The following is a 15,826-nucleotide window of genomic DNA, read 5'->3' as shown; positions in this document are numbered from 1 at the left end:
GCCGAAGGGCGCGCCGGTGACGGCGTGCCCTTCGGCCGTGGCGCCGCCCGGCAGCACCCACCAAAGGCGTGAATGCCCGCAGCCGTGAATGCCCGCAGCGCGAAGACGGGCCGGCGAGCGGCAGGAGGCGGGAGAGCCGGCGGCCCGGACGCGTGGGGAGATCCGGGGGAACTCTTTACCCATGGCCGAGATCCGACCGCACACGTGGGACGCCCGCCTGATTGGTGCGTACACGTATCGCAAAACCAGGCCGAAACGGTGGGGCGGCGGGCGCCGGCCGGGGCGCGGCCGAGTTGACCGCCCCGCGCGCGGAGCGCACGCTCGTCATGTAGCTGCTCAATACAACTTGTTTGTCCGGGCGGCCGGAGGCTCTGCCGGAGCCACGGGCGAACGGGCCGTGCCGGCACACGGGACCGGGAGGTAGCGCATGTGCGGCATCACCGGATGGGTCTCCTTCGACCGCGATCTGCGGACCGAGCAGGCGACCGTCGACGCGATGACGGAGACCATGGCCTGCCGGGGGCCCGACGACCGGGGCACCTGGATCGAGGGGCCCGCCGCCCTCGGGCACCGCAGGCTCGCGATCATCGACCTGCCCGGCGGGCGGCAGCCCATGAGCGTGGAGACCCCGGACGGCACCGTCGCGCTCGTCTACTCGGGGGAGACGTACAACTTCACCGAGCTGCGCGGCGAGCTGATCGGCCGGGGTCACCGCTTCACCACCGACTCCGACACCGAGGTCGTGCTGCGCGGCTACCTCGAATGGGATGACGGGCTCGCCGAACGGCTCAACGGCATGTACGCGTTCGCCCTCTGGGACGGCCGCCGGGACACGCTCGTGATGGTCCGCGACCGCATGGGGATCAAGCCGTTCTACTACCACCTCACCGCCGACGGCGTTCTCTTCGGTTCCGAGCCCAAGGCGATCCTCGCCCACCCGCACTTCCGCGCCCGGGTGCGCCTCGACGGACTGCGAGAGCTGTTCGCGATGATCAAGACGCCCGGACACGCCGTCTGGGACGGGATGTACGAGCTCGAACCCGGCACCGTCGTCACCGTCGACCGGCAAGGACCGCACCGGCGCGTGTACTGGCGGCTGGAGACCCGGCCGCACCCCGACGACCGGGACACCACCATCGCGACCGTCCGCTCGCTCCTCGAGGACATCGTGCGGCGGCAGCTCGTCGCCGATGTGCCGCGCTGCACCCTGCTGTCGGGCGGCCTGGACTCCTCCGCGATGACCGCTCTCGCCGCGCGGCGGCTCGCGGAGAAGGGCGAGCGGGTCCGCAGTTTCGCGGTGGACTTCGCCGGACTGGCCGACAACTTCGTCGCCGACGATCTGCGCGCCACCCCCGACACTCCGTTCGTGCACGACGTGGCCCGCCACTCCGGCACCGACCACCAGGACATCGTCCTGGGCTCCCACGCCCTCGCCGATCTCGGCGTACGGGCCGCGGTGATCCGCGCCCGTGACCTCCCGATGGGCTTCGGGGACATGGACACCTCGCTCTACCTGCTGTTCCGGTCGATCCGTGAACGCTCCACCGTCGCGCTGTCCGGGGAGTCCGCGGACGAGGTCTTCGGCGGGTACCTCCAGTTCTTCGACGAGGAGGCCCGCCACGCCGACACCTTCCCCTGGCTCGTCCGCTCCGGCTGGCACTTCGGCGACGACATCGACGTACTGAGTCCCGTCCTGACCGAGGCCCTGGACCTCGGCGCGTACATCGCCGAGGGCTACCGCACCGCCGTCGCGGGCATCGGGCGGCTGGACGGCGAGAGCGACTTCGAGTACCGGATGCGGCGGATCTGCCACCTCCACCTGACCCGCTTCGTACGGATCCTGCTCGACCGCAAGGACCGCGCGAGCATGGCGGTCGGCCTGGAAGTACGGGTGCCGTACTGCGATCACCGGCTCGTCGAGTACGTCTACAACGCCCCCTGGTCCCTGAAGTCCTTCGACGGCCGGGAGAAGAGCCTGCTGCGGGAGGCGACGGCGGATCTGCTCCCGAAGTCCGTCTACGACCGGGTGAAGAGCCCCTACCCGTCGACCCAGGACCCCGGGTACGCCGTCGCCCTCCAGGGGCACGCCAAGGACCTCCTCGCGCGCCCCTCCCACCCCGTCTTCGACCTGGTCGACCGGGAACGGGTGCGGCGGGCCGCCCATCGTGACACCCCGCAGATCACCCAGGACTCCCGCCGCGGCCTGGAACGGGTGCTGGACCTCGCCCTGTGGCTGGAGCTCTACAAGCCGGAGCTGTCCCTCGACTGACCGCCGGCCGGGCCCGGTCCCGGGCCCCGGCGGCTCCTGGCCGAAGAGTTCCCGGCCGAACGGCTACTGGACGAAGGGCTACTGGACGAAGGGCAGGAACAGATCGGCCGTGGCCTGGGCGTGGACCGCGAAGCACGCGCGGGCCCGCGCCGGGTCGCTGCCTTCGATCGCCCCCACGAGACCGCGGTGCTGCTGGTCGGGCGTACTGCGCGCCTCCACCCCGCCGGGGTGGTCGGCCAGCAGCCGGGTCAGCTCGTCCTGGATGCCCTGCTCCGCCTCCAACAAGCGCCGGGATCCCGAGAGTTCGGCGATGTGGAGGTGGAGGCAGGCGTCCAGGGTGCGATACCCCTCGGCGTCGGCGACCGCCTCGTCGGCGGCCGTCTCCAGCTCGCGCAGCCGGGCCAGCCCCGCCTCCGAGGCGTGCCGGGCGGCCCTGGCGGAGGCCTCTCCCGACACGGCGACCCGCCAGGCCGTCAACTCCTCGATGTCCTCTTGGGTGTACGGGTGGAGGGCCGTCAGTTCGCGGATCCGGGCGAGGACGTCAGGGACCACGTAGGTGCCGGCGCGATGGCCGCGCCGGGTCTCGATCAGCCCCTCCTCGCGGAGCACCGCCATGGAATGACGGATGGTCATCACGGCGACGTCGAACATCTCGGCAAGGGTCTTCTCCGGGGGGAAGCGGTCGCCGCCGACGAGCATCCGCGCGCCGATGAGTTCGCTGAGCCGTCGCGCGATGGCTTCCGCGGCTCCCGCGGCGCGCACCGGCGCAATGTGTTGCGCCCAACCCTTGTCGTCCATGAAACCTATCCTCTAGATTTCGCATTCCTACCGCAACCTGCGATCAATGGGAGAGCCTATGAGCACGCCCGAGTACCCGGCACCCCGCATCGGCATACCCGTCCGCCTCAGCGACGCGGACGCGCCCGGTGCCGACCAGCGCGTCATCGAGGCGAACCGCATCTTCGACGACGTCGTCGAACTGATCCGCGCCGCCGGCGCCGAGCCTGTCCTGCTGCGCCCGGAGTCCGAGGGTGTCCCGCTGGACGCTCAGGTCGCCGGCTGCCGCGGCTTCGTGGTGCCGGGCGGCGGCGACGTCGATCCCGCGCTGTACGGAGCGGACTCGGACCACCCGGCGCTGTACGACGTCAACCCCGCGCAGGACCGGCTCGACATCGCCGTCATCCGGCACGCCCTGGAGAACCGGCTGCCGATGCTCGGCATCTGCCGGGGCATGCAGCTGCTCAACATCCTCCGGGGCGGCTCCCTCCACCTCGACCTGCCGAAGACCTCCGTCGCGCACGACCCGGTGGGCGGCGAGGAGTGGGCCGTCCATGAGGTGGCGCTCGCCGCGGGCAGCACCGTGGCCGGGGTGTTCGGGGCCGACCGGATCCCGGTGTCCTCCGGCCACCACCAGGCCGTCGACCGGGTCGGCGAGGGCCTCGTGGTGTCGGCCCGCGCCGACGACGAAACCGTGGAGGCCATCGAGGTGGACCCGGACGCCGAGAGCGCGGCGACGACCGCCTGGAGCGTCGGCGTCCAGTGGCATCCGGAGGCGTTCGTACCCAGCGCGGAGCTGCGACTGCCGCTGTTCCGCGCGCTGCTGGAGCAGGTGCGCTTCGAGCGGCCCGCGGGCGGCCGGCCGTGACGGGAAGCGAGGGGCTGACGACCCCCGCCGGAGCCGGGAGCGGCGAGACGAAGCCGGGCGGCCCCAGGGCGCTCGGCAGCGGCGACGCGGCCGGGGTCGAGGTCAAGGCCGACACCGGCAAGCCCTCGCTGGCACGCAGCCTCCACAGCCGTCACATCACCATGATCAGCATCGGTGGTGCGGTCGGCGCCGGACTCTTCGTCGGCTCCGGAGTGAGCATCCAGCAGGCGGGCCCCGGCATCCTGATCGCCTACGCGCTGACGGCCGCCATCGTCATCCTGATCATGCGCATGCTGGCCGAGATGTCCATCACCCGGCCCGACACCGGCGCCTTCGCCGTGTACGCCCGGATGGCGTTCGGCCGCTGGGCGGGATTCGCCAGCGGCTGGATCTACTGGGTCGGCTGGCCCCTGGGGATGTGCGTCGAGTCCATCGCGATCGCCCGGATCGTGCACGGCTGGATCCCGGCACTGCCGGTCTGGCTGACGGCCCTGGTCATGATCGGCATCGTGACCGCGGTCAACCTCACCTCCGTACGCGCCTACGGGGAGATGGAATTCTGGGTCGTATGGATCAAGGTCGCGGTGATCGCGCTCTTCATCGCGGTCGGCCTCGTCGCGGTCGCCGGCCTGCTGCCGGGCACGGACGCGCCCGGCGTCGGCAACCTGGTGGACCATGGGGGCTTCCTTCCCATGGGCCTCAGCGGTGTCGTCATCGCCACCTCCGGCGCGATGTTCTCCTTCTCCGGAACCGAGATCGTGACCATCGCCGCGGGCGAGACCGAGGACGCCGCGGCCGCGATCCGCAAGAGCACCCGCACCATCCTCTTCCGGGTCACCGTCTTCTACCTCGGCTCGCTGGCCGTGATCGTCCTGCTCCTGCCCTGGAACAGCGCCGCCGTGGGGGAGAGCCCGTTCGCCGCCACCCTCGGCCATCTCGGGCTGCACGGAGCCTCCACCGTGCTGAACGTCGTGCTGTTCGCGGCGATGCTCTCCACGATGAACTCCCAGGTCTACGCCAGCTCCCGGATGCTCTTCGCGCTGGCCCGGGACCACGACGCCCCGTCCGTCCTCGCCCGCACCTCGCGCCGCGGGGTGCCGCACACGGCCATCCTGCTCACCGTCGCCCTGACCGTGCTCTGTCTGCTGTTCCAGGTCTTCCACCCGACGACGGCGTTCAGCCGGCTCGTGGACATCACCGGCGACACCGTCTACGTCACCTGGATCGGCATCGCCGCGGCCCACCTGGTACTCGGCCGTCACGACCGCGCCGATGGACGCCGGCCCGCATCCGGCGCCGGAGTCTGGCTCTTCCCCTGGCTCACCTGGGCGACGCTGATCGCTCTCCTCGCGCTCTACGCGGTGATGATCGTCCTGCCGGAATCGCGCGCGGACGCCGTACTGGCGCTGGCGCTCACCGTGGCCACGGCCCTCGGCGGCCTGTGGCTGCAGCGCAAGCGCCCGACCGTTCTCTGAAGCCCTGTCACCTCGCCGCCGCCGGCCCGCCGACGAGTGTCACCCGCACGGGGGACACGGTGGCGGGCGGGGGCGCCACTGCGCCACGATGCGGCGATGGACGATGAGGAATCGTTGGAGGAGTGGGCGCGCCGGCGCGAGGAGCGCCGGGCCGCCTCGACGGGCAAACTGCGGGCCGTACCGCTCGGGAGCGGGAGACACCGTGGGGCGCATGTCGACCCGGGCGCGCCGAGAGCGATCGAGAGATGGACCGGCGAGCAGTGGGAAGCGGTGGGGGTCGTCGACGACCTGGCCGCCGCCAAGGCCGTGCTCTATCCGCCCCGGCCCGCCAAGGAGCGGCCCGCCGAGTGGGACCGTCCGCCGATGGGAGAGGCGCGGGGGCGGCACCGGAAACAGGACCCGGCGGAGGAACGGGACCAGTAGGCGTCGCCACGGGGGGCGGAGGGTGACGCGCGTGGCGCGGGCAGGCGACATGTGCGGCGCCCGGCACCCGTACCCCCTCGGCCCTCCGTACCCCTGCGACCCTGACCGGTTCCGACGCTCCCTCACCCAGGTCGGCGAGGGGGCGTCGGAAGCGATCAGGGTCGTACGCGTGAGGGATGCGGCTGGTCGGGGCCTTTCCCGTGTGGCGCCGGTGTGTCGGCCGGGGGCGGCCGATCGGGACCCGTACCAAAAGAGTCATGAAGAGTGCGGAAGCGTCGAGGCCGAGGCCGAGTACCCCTGGAAGCGGGGCCTTCAGGGTCGTGCTCGCCCTTCTGGCGGCCACGCTCTGCCTGATCGGGCCGGCCGCACCCCCGTCGCCGGCCGCCCAGCCGCCCACGCCTGCCCGTACCCCTCTCCTCCTCGGCTGGGGCCTGAACCGCGACGGTCAGGTGGGGGACGGGAGCACCACCAACCGCTCCACGCCGGTCCAGGTGCGCCTTCCCGCCGGTGTCCAGGTGGCGTCCCTCGCGAGCAAGGGCGAGTACCACAGTGTGGCGTTGACGACCGACGGCCGGGTCTTCGCCTGGGGGTACAACGGCGTGGGCCAGCTGGGCGACGGCACCACCACCAGCCGCTCGATCCCGATCGAGGTGCACATCCCCGCCGGCGTCCGGATCACCGCCGTGTCCACGGGCTACTACTTCAGCATGGCGCTGACCTCCGAAGGCCGGGTTCTCACCTGGGGCAACAACACCGAGGGGCAGCTGGGGGACGGCACCACCACCGCACGCCACACCCCGGTCGAGGTGCACCTCCCCGCCGGAACCGAGATCGCGGCGATCTCCGGCGGCGGCGAGCACGCCACGGCGGTGACGACCGACGGCCGCGTCCTCGCCTGGGGGCGCAACACCTACGGGCAGCTGGGGAACGGGGCTTCCGGCGTCGGCATCGTCCCCACCCCGGTCCAGACGCTCCTGCCCGCCGGAACCGAGGTCGCCCTCACCTCCGGCGGCGGCCAGCACACCCTGGCGCTCACCACCGACGGCCGGGTCCTCGCCTGGGGGCGCAACAACGAAGGCCAGCTGGGTGACAACACCCTCGTCCAGCGCACCACCCCGGTCCAGACCCACCTGCCCGCCGGCACCGTGGCGACCGGCATCGCCGCGGGCGGATTCGGCAACGCGCACGGTCTGGCACTGACCTCCGAGGGCCGGGTCCTCGGCTGGGGGCGCAACAACGAAGGCCAGGTGGGCGACGGCACCAACATCCAGCGCCTCACTCCCGTCGACACGCTCCTGCCCGCCGGTGTCAGGGTCACCGAGATCGCCGCGGGCAGCCGGGACAGCATCGCGCTGACGTCCGAGGGCCGTATCTACGGCTGGGGCCAGAACGCGAACGGGGAGCTGGGCGACGGCACCACCACCAACCGCTCGACCCCGGTCCAGACCCGGCTGCCCGCCTACACCCGGGCCACCACCATCGGGGCGGGCGAATTCCACACCCTGGCCGCGGCCGAGCGGGCCGTGAGCGTCACCACGCTCACGGCCTCCCCGACCACGGCCGCCCCCGGGCAGCCGGTCACCCTGACCGCCGAGGTGGCGTGCAGCGAGGGCACGCCCACCGGCACGGTCGAGTTCCGCAGGCAGGACGGCACGGTCGTCGGCACCGCCGAGGTTGGTCCGAACGGAGCCGCCACCCTCGTCACGAGCGACCTCGGCGAGGGACAGCACACCATCACCGCGTACTACCTGGGCGACGACACCTGCCCGCCGTCCACCTCCGCCCCCGCCACCGTGACCGTCACCCAGGCGGTGAGCACCACCACGCTGACGGCCTCCCCGACGACGGTCGCACCCGGCGACCCGGTCACCCTCACCGCACAGGTGACCTGCAACGTCGGTACGCCCACCGGCACCGTCGAGTTCTTCGAGGGCACCACCTCCCTCGGCACCGCCCCGCTCGGCCCGGACGGCACCGCGACCCTCACCACCACGGACCTCGCCCTCGGCTCCCACCACATCACCGCCCACTACCTGGGGGACGGCACCTGCCCGCCCTCGGTGTCCGGGGAGGTCGTGGTGGTCGTCGAGCAGTCCCCGCACCCCTCGCTCGGCCTGGACAAGCGGGTGGAATCGACGGGGCCGTTCCAGGTCGGTGACCCGGTCGCGTACGCGTACACGGTCACGAACACCGGCAACCTCGTCCTCGGGAACGTGACGGTCACCGACGACAAGGTCACCGGCGTCGTCTGCGACACGATCACCCTGGCCCCTGGCGAGAACACCACCTGCCACGGCAGTCACCTCGTCACCGAGGCCGACATCACCCCGTGCAGGCCGGTGGACGGCGGGTGCGCGCTCACCAACCTGGCCCAGGCGAGGGCGCTGGAGCCCACGGGGAACGAGGTCGCCAGTGAACAGGCCACGGCCACCCTCACGGTCGAGCGGCGGCAGACCGCCGAACTGACCCTGGTCAAGCGGGTGGAGTCGGCCGGGCCGTTCCGGGTGGGCGACACGGTCGCGTACGCGTACACGGTCACGAACACCGGCAACCTCGTCCTCGGGAACGTGACGGTCACCGACGACAAGGCCGCCGGGGGCGTCTGCGACGCGACCACCCTGGCCCCCGGCGAGAGCACCACCTGCCGCGGCAGCCACACGATCACCCAGGCCGATGTCACCCCCTGCCGGACGCCCGCACGAGGTAGCGGGGACGGGTACGGGGACCACGAGGTCACGCGCTGCGAGGTCACCAACACCGCCCACGCGGCGGCGACCGACCCCCAGGGCGGCCACGTCACGAGCAACCAGGCCACCGCCACCATCACGGTGGAGGTGAACAAGGAGCACGAGGGCTACTGCGACGAATCCCGCGACGGCTGCGCCGCCCGCGATGGCCGGAACCGCCTTGACCCCGAACAGCACTGACGGATAGTCGGTTCCGGTTCGTCGACCGCGCCCCCTGGCCCCGGACATGTCGGGGCCAGGGGGCGCGGCGTGTGGGGTGGTGTCCGTTCAGCGGAAGACGGCCCGGGTCTCGCGGTAGCGGGGGCTGCGCATCTGCCAGGCCCAGGTCGCGCGCAGGGCGTCCCGGGCGGTGCGCGTGAACTCTTCGAGACTCTCCCTCGGTTCGCGCGCACCGATCCCGGCGGCGCTCGTCTCCAGGGCCGCCGCCGCGTCCAGGAACCCGGCGGTGTGGTGCCGGACGCGGTCCATGGTGGCGGCGATCGCCTGCGCGAGGGTGAGCCGGGGGCGGTTGAGGGCCTCGACGACGACGGCGTTGGCGTCGCAGTTCTCCCGCAGCTCCCGGGGGAAGGAGAAGAGGTCGTTGGACAGGCAGCACGCAGCGCAGATCCGGTGGAAGACCTGGTCCACCAGTGCGTCGGTGCCGGACGCGGCGAGGTCCCGCCGGGTGAGGAACCGGCCGGCGGCGAACTCGCCGAGGCTGATCGCCCCGGGCATGCCGGAGATGACGATGCGGCGCTCGGTGTACTCCTCGGCACCGGGCAGGAATCCGGAAGCGCGCGCGTTCTGGTCCCGGCACATCATCGCCACGTGGTCGGTCCACTGCCCGACGAACCGGTCGTACCACTCCCGCGTCGAGCCGTCGCGCAGTTCCTCCAGCACCTGGAGCATCGCCTCCTCGACCGGGTCGGCGGCGTCGGTGCCGTCCCCGGCGCGGCCGGCCGCGGCGGGTCCGTCGCCGGGGTGCCCGTTGTCCGCCCCGGCCGCCCGGAACAGCGCGATGATCCGTTCCCGCCTGCGCGCGGCACGGACCCGCTCCTCGCCGGACATCGCGGCGAACTTCTCGCGTCCGATGGTGTCGTCGAGGTACCAGTCGATCGCGTACGTCTTGCCGATCGAGGTGAGCCGTTCGAGATCCGCCCGGGGGTTGAGCCAGGAGCCCATGTCCAGGACGTGGTCGCTGAGGCCCGCCAGCCAGATTCCATGGTGTTCGGCGAAGCGCCGGACCGCGGCCCCGCTCGCCTCGGCGTGCGGGTTGGGCGCCGTGTCCCGGCAGTACTCCTCGATGGAGAAACCGTCGTGATCGAACATGTCGCTCAGGGCGAGAGGTAGCTCCCCGAGTGACGACAACCGCTCGCACTCCTCCGCGAGCCGGGCGAAGCGTGCGGCGTGCACGGCCGTGTACGGAACGGTCTCGGCCATCTCGGGCCTCTTTTCGCTGCCTCGGTCCAGGCTCTGTATCAGTCCACGTCCCACCACCATGAGACGGCCGGGTAGGGGAGGGGACGGTCGTCGGCGGGCGGGGTGGCGGTGAGTCCGTTCCACCGCAGGTCGATGGCGTCGGGGTGGGTGCCGTCCGGGTCCGTGTAACGGGCGGCGCGCGGGGCCCAGTCGAGGTGGTCGCGTACGACGGCGAGCGCGATGCCGAGCAGGGCACGGGTGTCGTCGCTGTAGGGCCGCGAGGCGGCGCGCTCGGCCAGGCGAAGAGCCCGGTCCATGATGCGGTCGCGGATCAGGACGAGCCGGAGCGCGGCCTCGGCGACGGTGCTCCGGTGTTCGCGCATGAGGATGGGGATGGGGGTGGGTTCGGCGAGCGGGTCGCGGCCCGCAAGCCGGGCCGCCCGGTCCTCCCTGGGGAAGGAGTACAGGTCGTTGTCGAGGGTGATCAGCAGACCGGCCGCCTGGGTGACGGCACGGACGAGCGGATCGTTGCGTTCGTCCTCGGGCACCCGCAGCCCCGCGGCGATCTCGGCGCAGACCAGGGTGCCGAGACCCATTCCGAGGTCGGGGCGCACGGTGAGGAACGTCGCGAAGCCGGCGAGCCGGCCGCTGGTGCGGTGCGACGTTTCCCAGAGCGCGGCCCAGGCCATGGCCTTGTTCTCGGTAAGCCATCGGCGCCACAGCGCCGGGGTGGTCGCCGCCCTGATCCTCGCGGAGAGGTCGGCGACGGCCGGGTAGAACACGTCTTCGGGAAGAGGGGTGGTGTCCAGGGTGGTGCCGGCGTAGTCGAGGCCGGAGAACCACAGGCACAGGGCGGTGGTGTCGGCGCTCGAGGGGCCGGAATCGGTGCGCCGGTCGTCGAGGGCGAACGCCATGTAGGCCCAGTCGACAGAGAGCTGGACCGGATCGGCGGGGGCGTCGGGGGTCATCCGGGCCATCAGTTCGTGGGAGCGGGTGTGGGCGGCGCGTACCCGGTCCACCGGATCGGCGGTCAGCCCCCATGCCTCCAGATGATCCAGGCCCCGTTTCTCCAGCAGCGCCTCGTCGGGGTGGGGGCGGGGTGGCGGCAGCGGACAGTACAGCGGCGGTATCTCGAACCGGATGGTCATGGGCTGGCTGCTCCTTCGCTCGTCGCGGGCCGGGCCGGGCCGGGGCGGGGCGGGTGCCGGGGGTCGGGGGTCGGGGACCGCCGGGCCGGCCGCGGCTGCGGACAGTGGCTCGGCCGGCGCTTGCCGTGTGCGTGCCGGGGGCCCGGGCCCGGCCGGCTCACGCGTCATCGGCCCTCCTCCCCGACATCCGGTGGCCGGTCGCGGACACCGGCGCCGGAGTCGTACGGGTCCGTCGGCCGGTCACCGGACCCGTACGTCCCGAGCGGACGGAGGCCGCCGGTGTCCGGGGCGACGTCCAGCGGTAGGGCGTCGAGCCGCCGCCACGCCCTGCGGACCTCGGCCAGCGGCGCGCCGTCGGGGCCGACGGCGATGACACAGTCCCCGCCCACCGTGCCGGAACTCTTGGCGGCGACGCCGCGGTCGGCCGCCGCGCGCGTCAGCAGCGCCATCCGCGCCGCCTCCCCGGGGGCGAGGCGGCGCGCGAGATCGTCCAGGAGGGTGCCGTAGGCGGAGAGCGCGTGCCGGAATCCCGCCCAGTCGCCGGCGCGCGAGGCGGCCCAGAACCGGTCGAGTTCGTCGTGCAGGGCCGCCAGGAAACGGTCGACCCCGGCCTTGCCCATCCGGTGGAACCGGTCGATGCCGGCGGGGGTGGAGGCGCTGAGCCCGCTCCAGGCCACGGCGAGGTGCGGCCGGGGCGGTACGGGGGCGGGTTCGGCGTGCGGAGTCCCGTCCGCGGTGCGGTAGCCGACCCAACCGCCCAGGACGGCGGCGGCCACGTCGCCGCCGCTGCCCCGGCCGCCCTGGTGGGCGCGGTGGACGTCGACGGCGGCCGGCAGCAGGGCCCGGCGGAGGGCCGGTGAGGTCACGTCGTGGCCCGAGGCGGCCGCGAGAGCGCCGAGGACCGCGACGACACTCGCCGCGCTGCCGCCCAGCCCGATCTTCTCGCCGGCTCCCCAACCGTGGCCCCGGACCGTCACCCGCAGCGGCCCGGGGCCGGTGAAGACCGCGTCCCCGGCCTGGACGGCCTCGGCGAGCAGGCCGGCGCCCGAGTCGCGGGGGACGTCCTCCAGCGGCATGTCGACACCGAGGTCCGGTGCGCTGAGCCACCAGCCGGCCGCCTCGGCGGCCCGGCACTCGATGCCGGAATCCACGGCGGCTACCAGGGCCCGCTCGCCGTGGAGCACGGCGTACTCCCCGATGACGAACAGGCTTCCCGGGGCGAACACCCTCACCTCGTTCATGCGGCCGGGCCCTTCTCGTCCCCCGGGGGGCCCGGTGAGGCGTGGGGCGCGGCCCAGGAGGGGGGCTCCGGGCCGGTCCGCGGCGCGCCGCCGGGACGCGAGCGCAGGACCCGCAGGACTCCGGGAACACCGGCGAGAGCCCGCTCGACCCGGTCGGCGTCGGCGGGCTCGCACAAGACCTTCACCTGCGGCCCGGCGTCGACGGTGAAGAACGCCGGCACACCATCCTCCCGCAGGCGCCACACCTCGCGCATCACTGAGACGGTCGTGGCCTCCCAGTAGAGCAGGGGCGGTTCGGCGCCCAGCGCGGCGGCGTGCATGCGCAGGGCGTTGCGTTCGGTCGCCGCGCCCAGGGCGGGGAGGTCGCGCGCGCGTACGGCTTCCCGAACGACGGTCAGATCCACCCCGCCCGCCGTGAGCCAGGCCTCGTAGAAGGGTGAGGTCGCCCGGGTGCGCAGCATCCCCTCGCGCGACGGGACGCGTTTGGGGCCGGCATCGGTCACCGCGACGAGGACCGCCAGGGGCCAGTGTTCCGGGGGCGCGAGCTGGGTGACGGCTCCGGCGTCGGCTCCGGGCCGCCACTGGACGAACCCGCCGAGCATCGAGCGGCACGCCGAACCCGAGCCCTGTCGGGCGAGCGCGGCGAGCCCGTCGGCGGACGGCCGGCCGGGCGCGAGCGCCGCGAGCGCGGTGGTCAGGGCGGCGTAGGCCGAGGCAGAGGATGCCAGGCCGGCGGCGACGGGGAAGTTCGAGGTGATCAGGACGTCGAGCGGGTGTCCGATGCCCAGTCGCGCGCGGGCGAGTGTGACGAATCGGCTCAGCTCCGCGACGGGGCCGGGAGGATCCCAGCCGACGCGGTCGGCGCTTCCGGCCGGCCGCTCCTCCACCCGGGCGCCCGAGGCGAGGCCGTCCAGCGTGAGCGACACGCTGGTGCCCGCCGGCTGGTGACCGGGCCCCGGCGCCCTTCCCCAGTACTTCACCAGGGCGACATTGGAGTGGGCCACGGCCCAGATCACGACCGGCCCCGCACGCCGCCGCACATGGCACACACAAACCCTGCCATACATCCGATGATGCACGCTGAATTCGACGGTGCAAGACGAGAGATCGCCGTCGATTCCTACGAGGATTATCGCCTCGATTTCTTGTCCGCGCGAATCGGGGGTAGCCTGGGGAAACGCTCCTTCGCATCCTTCCCCGGGGAAGAAGAAACGTCATGACTTCCCGCCTGCCGGGCTTCTACCGGCTTCCCTTGCGGCAGCGCCAGAATGTTCTCGCGGAAAACGTTGGATTTTCAATTTCGGACCGTGCCGCACTCGCGAGCGACACACCTCTCGAACTCCCCCAAGCCGACCTTATGATCGAGAATGTGGTCGGCATATTTTCTTTGCCTTATGGTGTAGCCGTCAATTTTCTGGTGAACGGGCGCGACTATCTCGTGCCGATGGTGACGGAGGAACCGTCGATCGTGGCCGCGGCCTCCCACGCGGCGCGCCTCGTCCGGGACGGCGGCGGCATCGAGGCCGAGGCCGACCCCGCCCTGATGACGGGGCAGATCCATGTGATCGACCTGCCCGACGCCGAGGCGGCGGCGACCCGCGTGAAACGGTCCGCTCCCCGGCTGGTCGAGGTGGCGCGCGCACTCCAGCCCCGGATGTCGGCCCGCGGCTGCGGGGCCCGCGAGATCACCGCCACCGTGCTCCCCGACGGGACCCTGCTCGTCCACCTGACAGCCGATGTCGGCGACGCCATGGGCGCCAATGCCGTCAACACCCTCGTGGAAGGGATGGCCTCGCACGTTGTCGACGTGACGGGCGGCACGCCCAACATTCGTATCGTCTCCAACCTCGCCGACCGGCGCCTGGCGCGCGCCCGCGCCCGTGTCCCGGAGGCGCTGCTGCGCACGCGCGAGCGGGCGGGCGGGGACGTGGCCCGCCGTATCGTCCGCGCCTGCGACCTCGCGACCCACAGCCCCCACCGGGCCGCCACCCACAACAAGGGCATCATGAACGGCATCGACTCCGTGGCCCTGGCGACCGGCCAGGACTGGCGGGCGATCGAGGCCGGTGCGCACGCCTTCGCCGCCCGCGGCGGCACCTATCAGCCGCTCGCCACCTGGCGGTACGACGACGGCTGCCTCTGCGGCCGGATAGAGATCCCGCTCGCCGTCGGCACCGTCGGCGCACGGATCGGCTCCAGCCCCCGGGCCGGTCTGTCCCTGCGGATGCTCGGGGTGGCCGGGGCCCGCGAACTGGCCGCCGTCATGGCGGCCGTGGGCCTCGCCCAGAACCTCGCCGCGCTGCGCGCGCTCGCGGACGAGGGCATCCAGCAGGGCCACATGGCGCTCCACCGGCGCACCGGCGAACACCCGCGGCCCACGCCCCCCACCTCATGAATCCCCTGAACCCCCGGACGAGCACGCGGAGCGCACCGGGGAAAGTGATCCTCTTCGGAGAGCACGCGGTCGGCTACGGCCAGCCTGCCATCGCGACCCCGATCGACCGCGGGCTCACCCTCACCGCCATCCTGCGCGGCGACGGGCCCGCGACCCGCTTCGGAGGCCCGGCCCTGAAGGGCCCGTCCCCGCAGAGCGGAGAGGAGCCGGAGGCGGTACGGCGTCTGGAGGAGGCGATCGGCACGGCGGCCGGCTACTTCTCGCTCGCCCCCTGCCGGATCGCGATCGGCATCGAATCCGACATCCCGGCCGGCTGTGGTCTCGGCAGCTCCGCCGCCCTCAGCGTCACCCTGCTCCGTGCACTGGCGGACCTCGCCCGGAGCGGACCCGACAGGGCCGAGGGCGGGGCGTATCCGGGCGGAATCGAGCCGTACGGTCGCGATCCGGGCCGGGCGGAACAGGGCGGGGCGGAACCGGGCGGGGCAGAACCGGGCGGGGCAGAATTCCTGGAACGCGCCGGGGAGGTCGAGTGCGCCTTCCACGGGGTGTCCTCCGGTCTCGACGTGGCGGCGGTCGGGCTCGGCGCGACCGTCTGGTTCCAGCGGACGGCCCGTCCCCATGCGACACCGCTTCCGGTCGGAAGATCGTTCGAGCTCGTGGTGGCGACGACCTCACACTGGCGCTCCACCGCCGACCAGGTCCGGCAGGTGCGCCAGGGGGCGGGGTCCCGGCCCGATGTCTTCCACCGGCGGTTCGCCCGGCTCGGCGACCTCGCCCGGTCCGGTCGCGACGCCCTGCGCACGGGCGACCTCGCCACCCTGGGCCGCCTCATGGACGAGGCCCAGCACCTCCTCGACGGCATGGGCCTGTCCACGCCGGCACTCGACCACGCGATCACCACCGCGCGCGCGGCGGGCGCCCTCGGCGCCAAGCTCACCGGCGCGGGCGGCGGAGGTGCCGTCATCGCGCTCGCTCCCGGAAACGCGGCGGCAGTCGCCTCGGCTGTCCGCTCCGCGGGCCACCGGGCGTTCGTCAGCCGCGTCCACGCGACCCCTCCACCGGGTCCCGCATTCCCATGAAGGGAT

12 protein-coding genes are annotated in these 15,826 nt (G+C 72.9%); 7 read left to right on the top strand and 5 right to left on the bottom strand.

Annotated features, from left to right (window positions below; genetic code table 11):
• Positions 1-427: 427 nt before the first annotated feature.
• Complete coding sequence (asnB, locus tag ACGFRB_RS04405) at positions 428-2,269, top strand: asparagine synthase (glutamine-hydrolyzing) (RefSeq protein WP_393238825.1); 1,842 nt, start codon at positions 428-430, stop codon at positions 2,267-2,269.
• 78 nt (positions 2,270-2,347) lie between these two features.
• Here the strand turns inward: asnB and ACGFRB_RS04400 are convergent, their stop codons facing one another.
• The gene (locus ACGFRB_RS04400) at positions 2,348-3,067 is read right to left on the bottom strand and encodes an FCD domain-containing protein (RefSeq protein WP_363003913.1); all 720 of its coding nucleotides are present in this window, start codon (positions 3,065-3,067) and stop codon (positions 2,348-2,350) included.
• A gap of 58 nt (positions 3,068-3,125) precedes the next feature.
• Here ACGFRB_RS04400 and ACGFRB_RS04395 point away from each other — a divergent pair, with 58 nt between their 5' ends.
• From ACGFRB_RS04395 to ACGFRB_RS04380, 4 genes are all read left to right on the top strand, one after another.
• The gene (locus ACGFRB_RS04395; RefSeq protein WP_393238821.1) at positions 3,126-3,914 is read left to right on the top strand and encodes a gamma-glutamyl-gamma-aminobutyrate hydrolase family protein; all 789 of its coding nucleotides are present in this window, start codon (positions 3,126-3,128) and stop codon (positions 3,912-3,914) included.
• Positions 3,911-5,389, top strand: a complete 1,479-nt coding sequence (locus ACGFRB_RS04390; protein ID WP_393238814.1) for an amino acid permease — start codon at positions 3,911-3,913, stop codon at positions 5,387-5,389. Before ACGFRB_RS04395 ends, ACGFRB_RS04390 begins: the two co-directional genes overlap by 4 nt.
• Positions 5,390-5,485: 96 nt before the next feature.
• Positions 5,486-5,812, top strand: a complete 327-nt coding sequence (locus ACGFRB_RS04385; protein WP_363003907.1) for a DUF6087 family protein — start codon at positions 5,486-5,488, stop codon at positions 5,810-5,812.
• A gap of 320 nt (positions 5,813-6,132) precedes the next feature.
• Positions 6,133-8,739, top strand: coding sequence for an Ig-like domain repeat protein (locus tag ACGFRB_RS04380; protein WP_393238811.1), 2,607 nt, complete (start codon positions 6,133-6,135; stop codon positions 8,737-8,739).
• Between the two features lie 87 nt (positions 8,740-8,826).
• Here ACGFRB_RS04380 and ACGFRB_RS04375 read toward each other — a convergent pair whose 3' ends face one another.
• From ACGFRB_RS04375 to mvaD, 4 genes are all read right to left on the bottom strand, one after another.
• Positions 8,827-9,978, bottom strand: a complete 1,152-nt coding sequence (locus ACGFRB_RS04375) for a terpene synthase family protein (protein WP_393238808.1) — start codon at positions 9,976-9,978, stop codon at positions 8,827-8,829.
• Between the two features lie 38 nt (positions 9,979-10,016).
• Positions 10,017-11,105, bottom strand: coding sequence for a terpene synthase family protein (locus ACGFRB_RS04370; RefSeq protein ID WP_393238805.1), 1,089 nt, complete (start codon positions 11,103-11,105; stop codon positions 10,017-10,019).
• Positions 11,106-11,269: 164 nt separating this feature from the next.
• Entirely contained in the window at positions 11,270-12,346 is a 1,077-nt protein-coding gene (locus tag ACGFRB_RS04365; protein WP_393238802.1) for a mevalonate kinase, read from the bottom strand.
• Positions 12,343-13,362: a diphosphomevalonate decarboxylase gene (gene mvaD, locus ACGFRB_RS04360; protein WP_393238799.1), complete on the bottom strand. Its 1,020-nt coding sequence runs from the start codon at positions 13,360-13,362 to the stop codon at positions 12,343-12,345. The genes ACGFRB_RS04365 and mvaD overlap by 4 nt, the downstream gene beginning before the upstream one ends.
• Before the next feature lie 200 nt (positions 13,363-13,562).
• Between mvaD and ACGFRB_RS04355 the strand changes: the two genes are divergently transcribed.
• Together ACGFRB_RS04355 and mvk are read left to right on the top strand one after the other, a co-directional pair.
• Positions 13,563-14,741, top strand: a complete 1,179-nt coding sequence (locus tag ACGFRB_RS04355; protein ID WP_393238796.1) for a hydroxymethylglutaryl-CoA reductase, degradative — start codon at positions 13,563-13,565, stop codon at positions 14,739-14,741.
• A gap of 44 nt (positions 14,742-14,785) precedes the next feature.
• Positions 14,786-15,820: a mevalonate kinase gene (gene mvk, locus ACGFRB_RS04350; protein ID WP_393238793.1), complete on the top strand. Its 1,035-nt coding sequence runs from the start codon at positions 14,786-14,788 to the stop codon at positions 15,818-15,820.
• The last annotated feature ends 6 nt before the right edge of the window (positions 15,821-15,826 follow it).

The sequence above is a fragment of the Streptomyces sp. NPDC048718 genome (assembly GCF_043198875.1).
Classification (GTDB): Bacteria; Actinomycetota; Actinomycetes; order Streptomycetales; family Streptomycetaceae; genus Streptomyces.
Note: the sequence above shows the minus strand (reverse complement) of the source record. Positions and strands in the feature narration are given on the sequence as shown.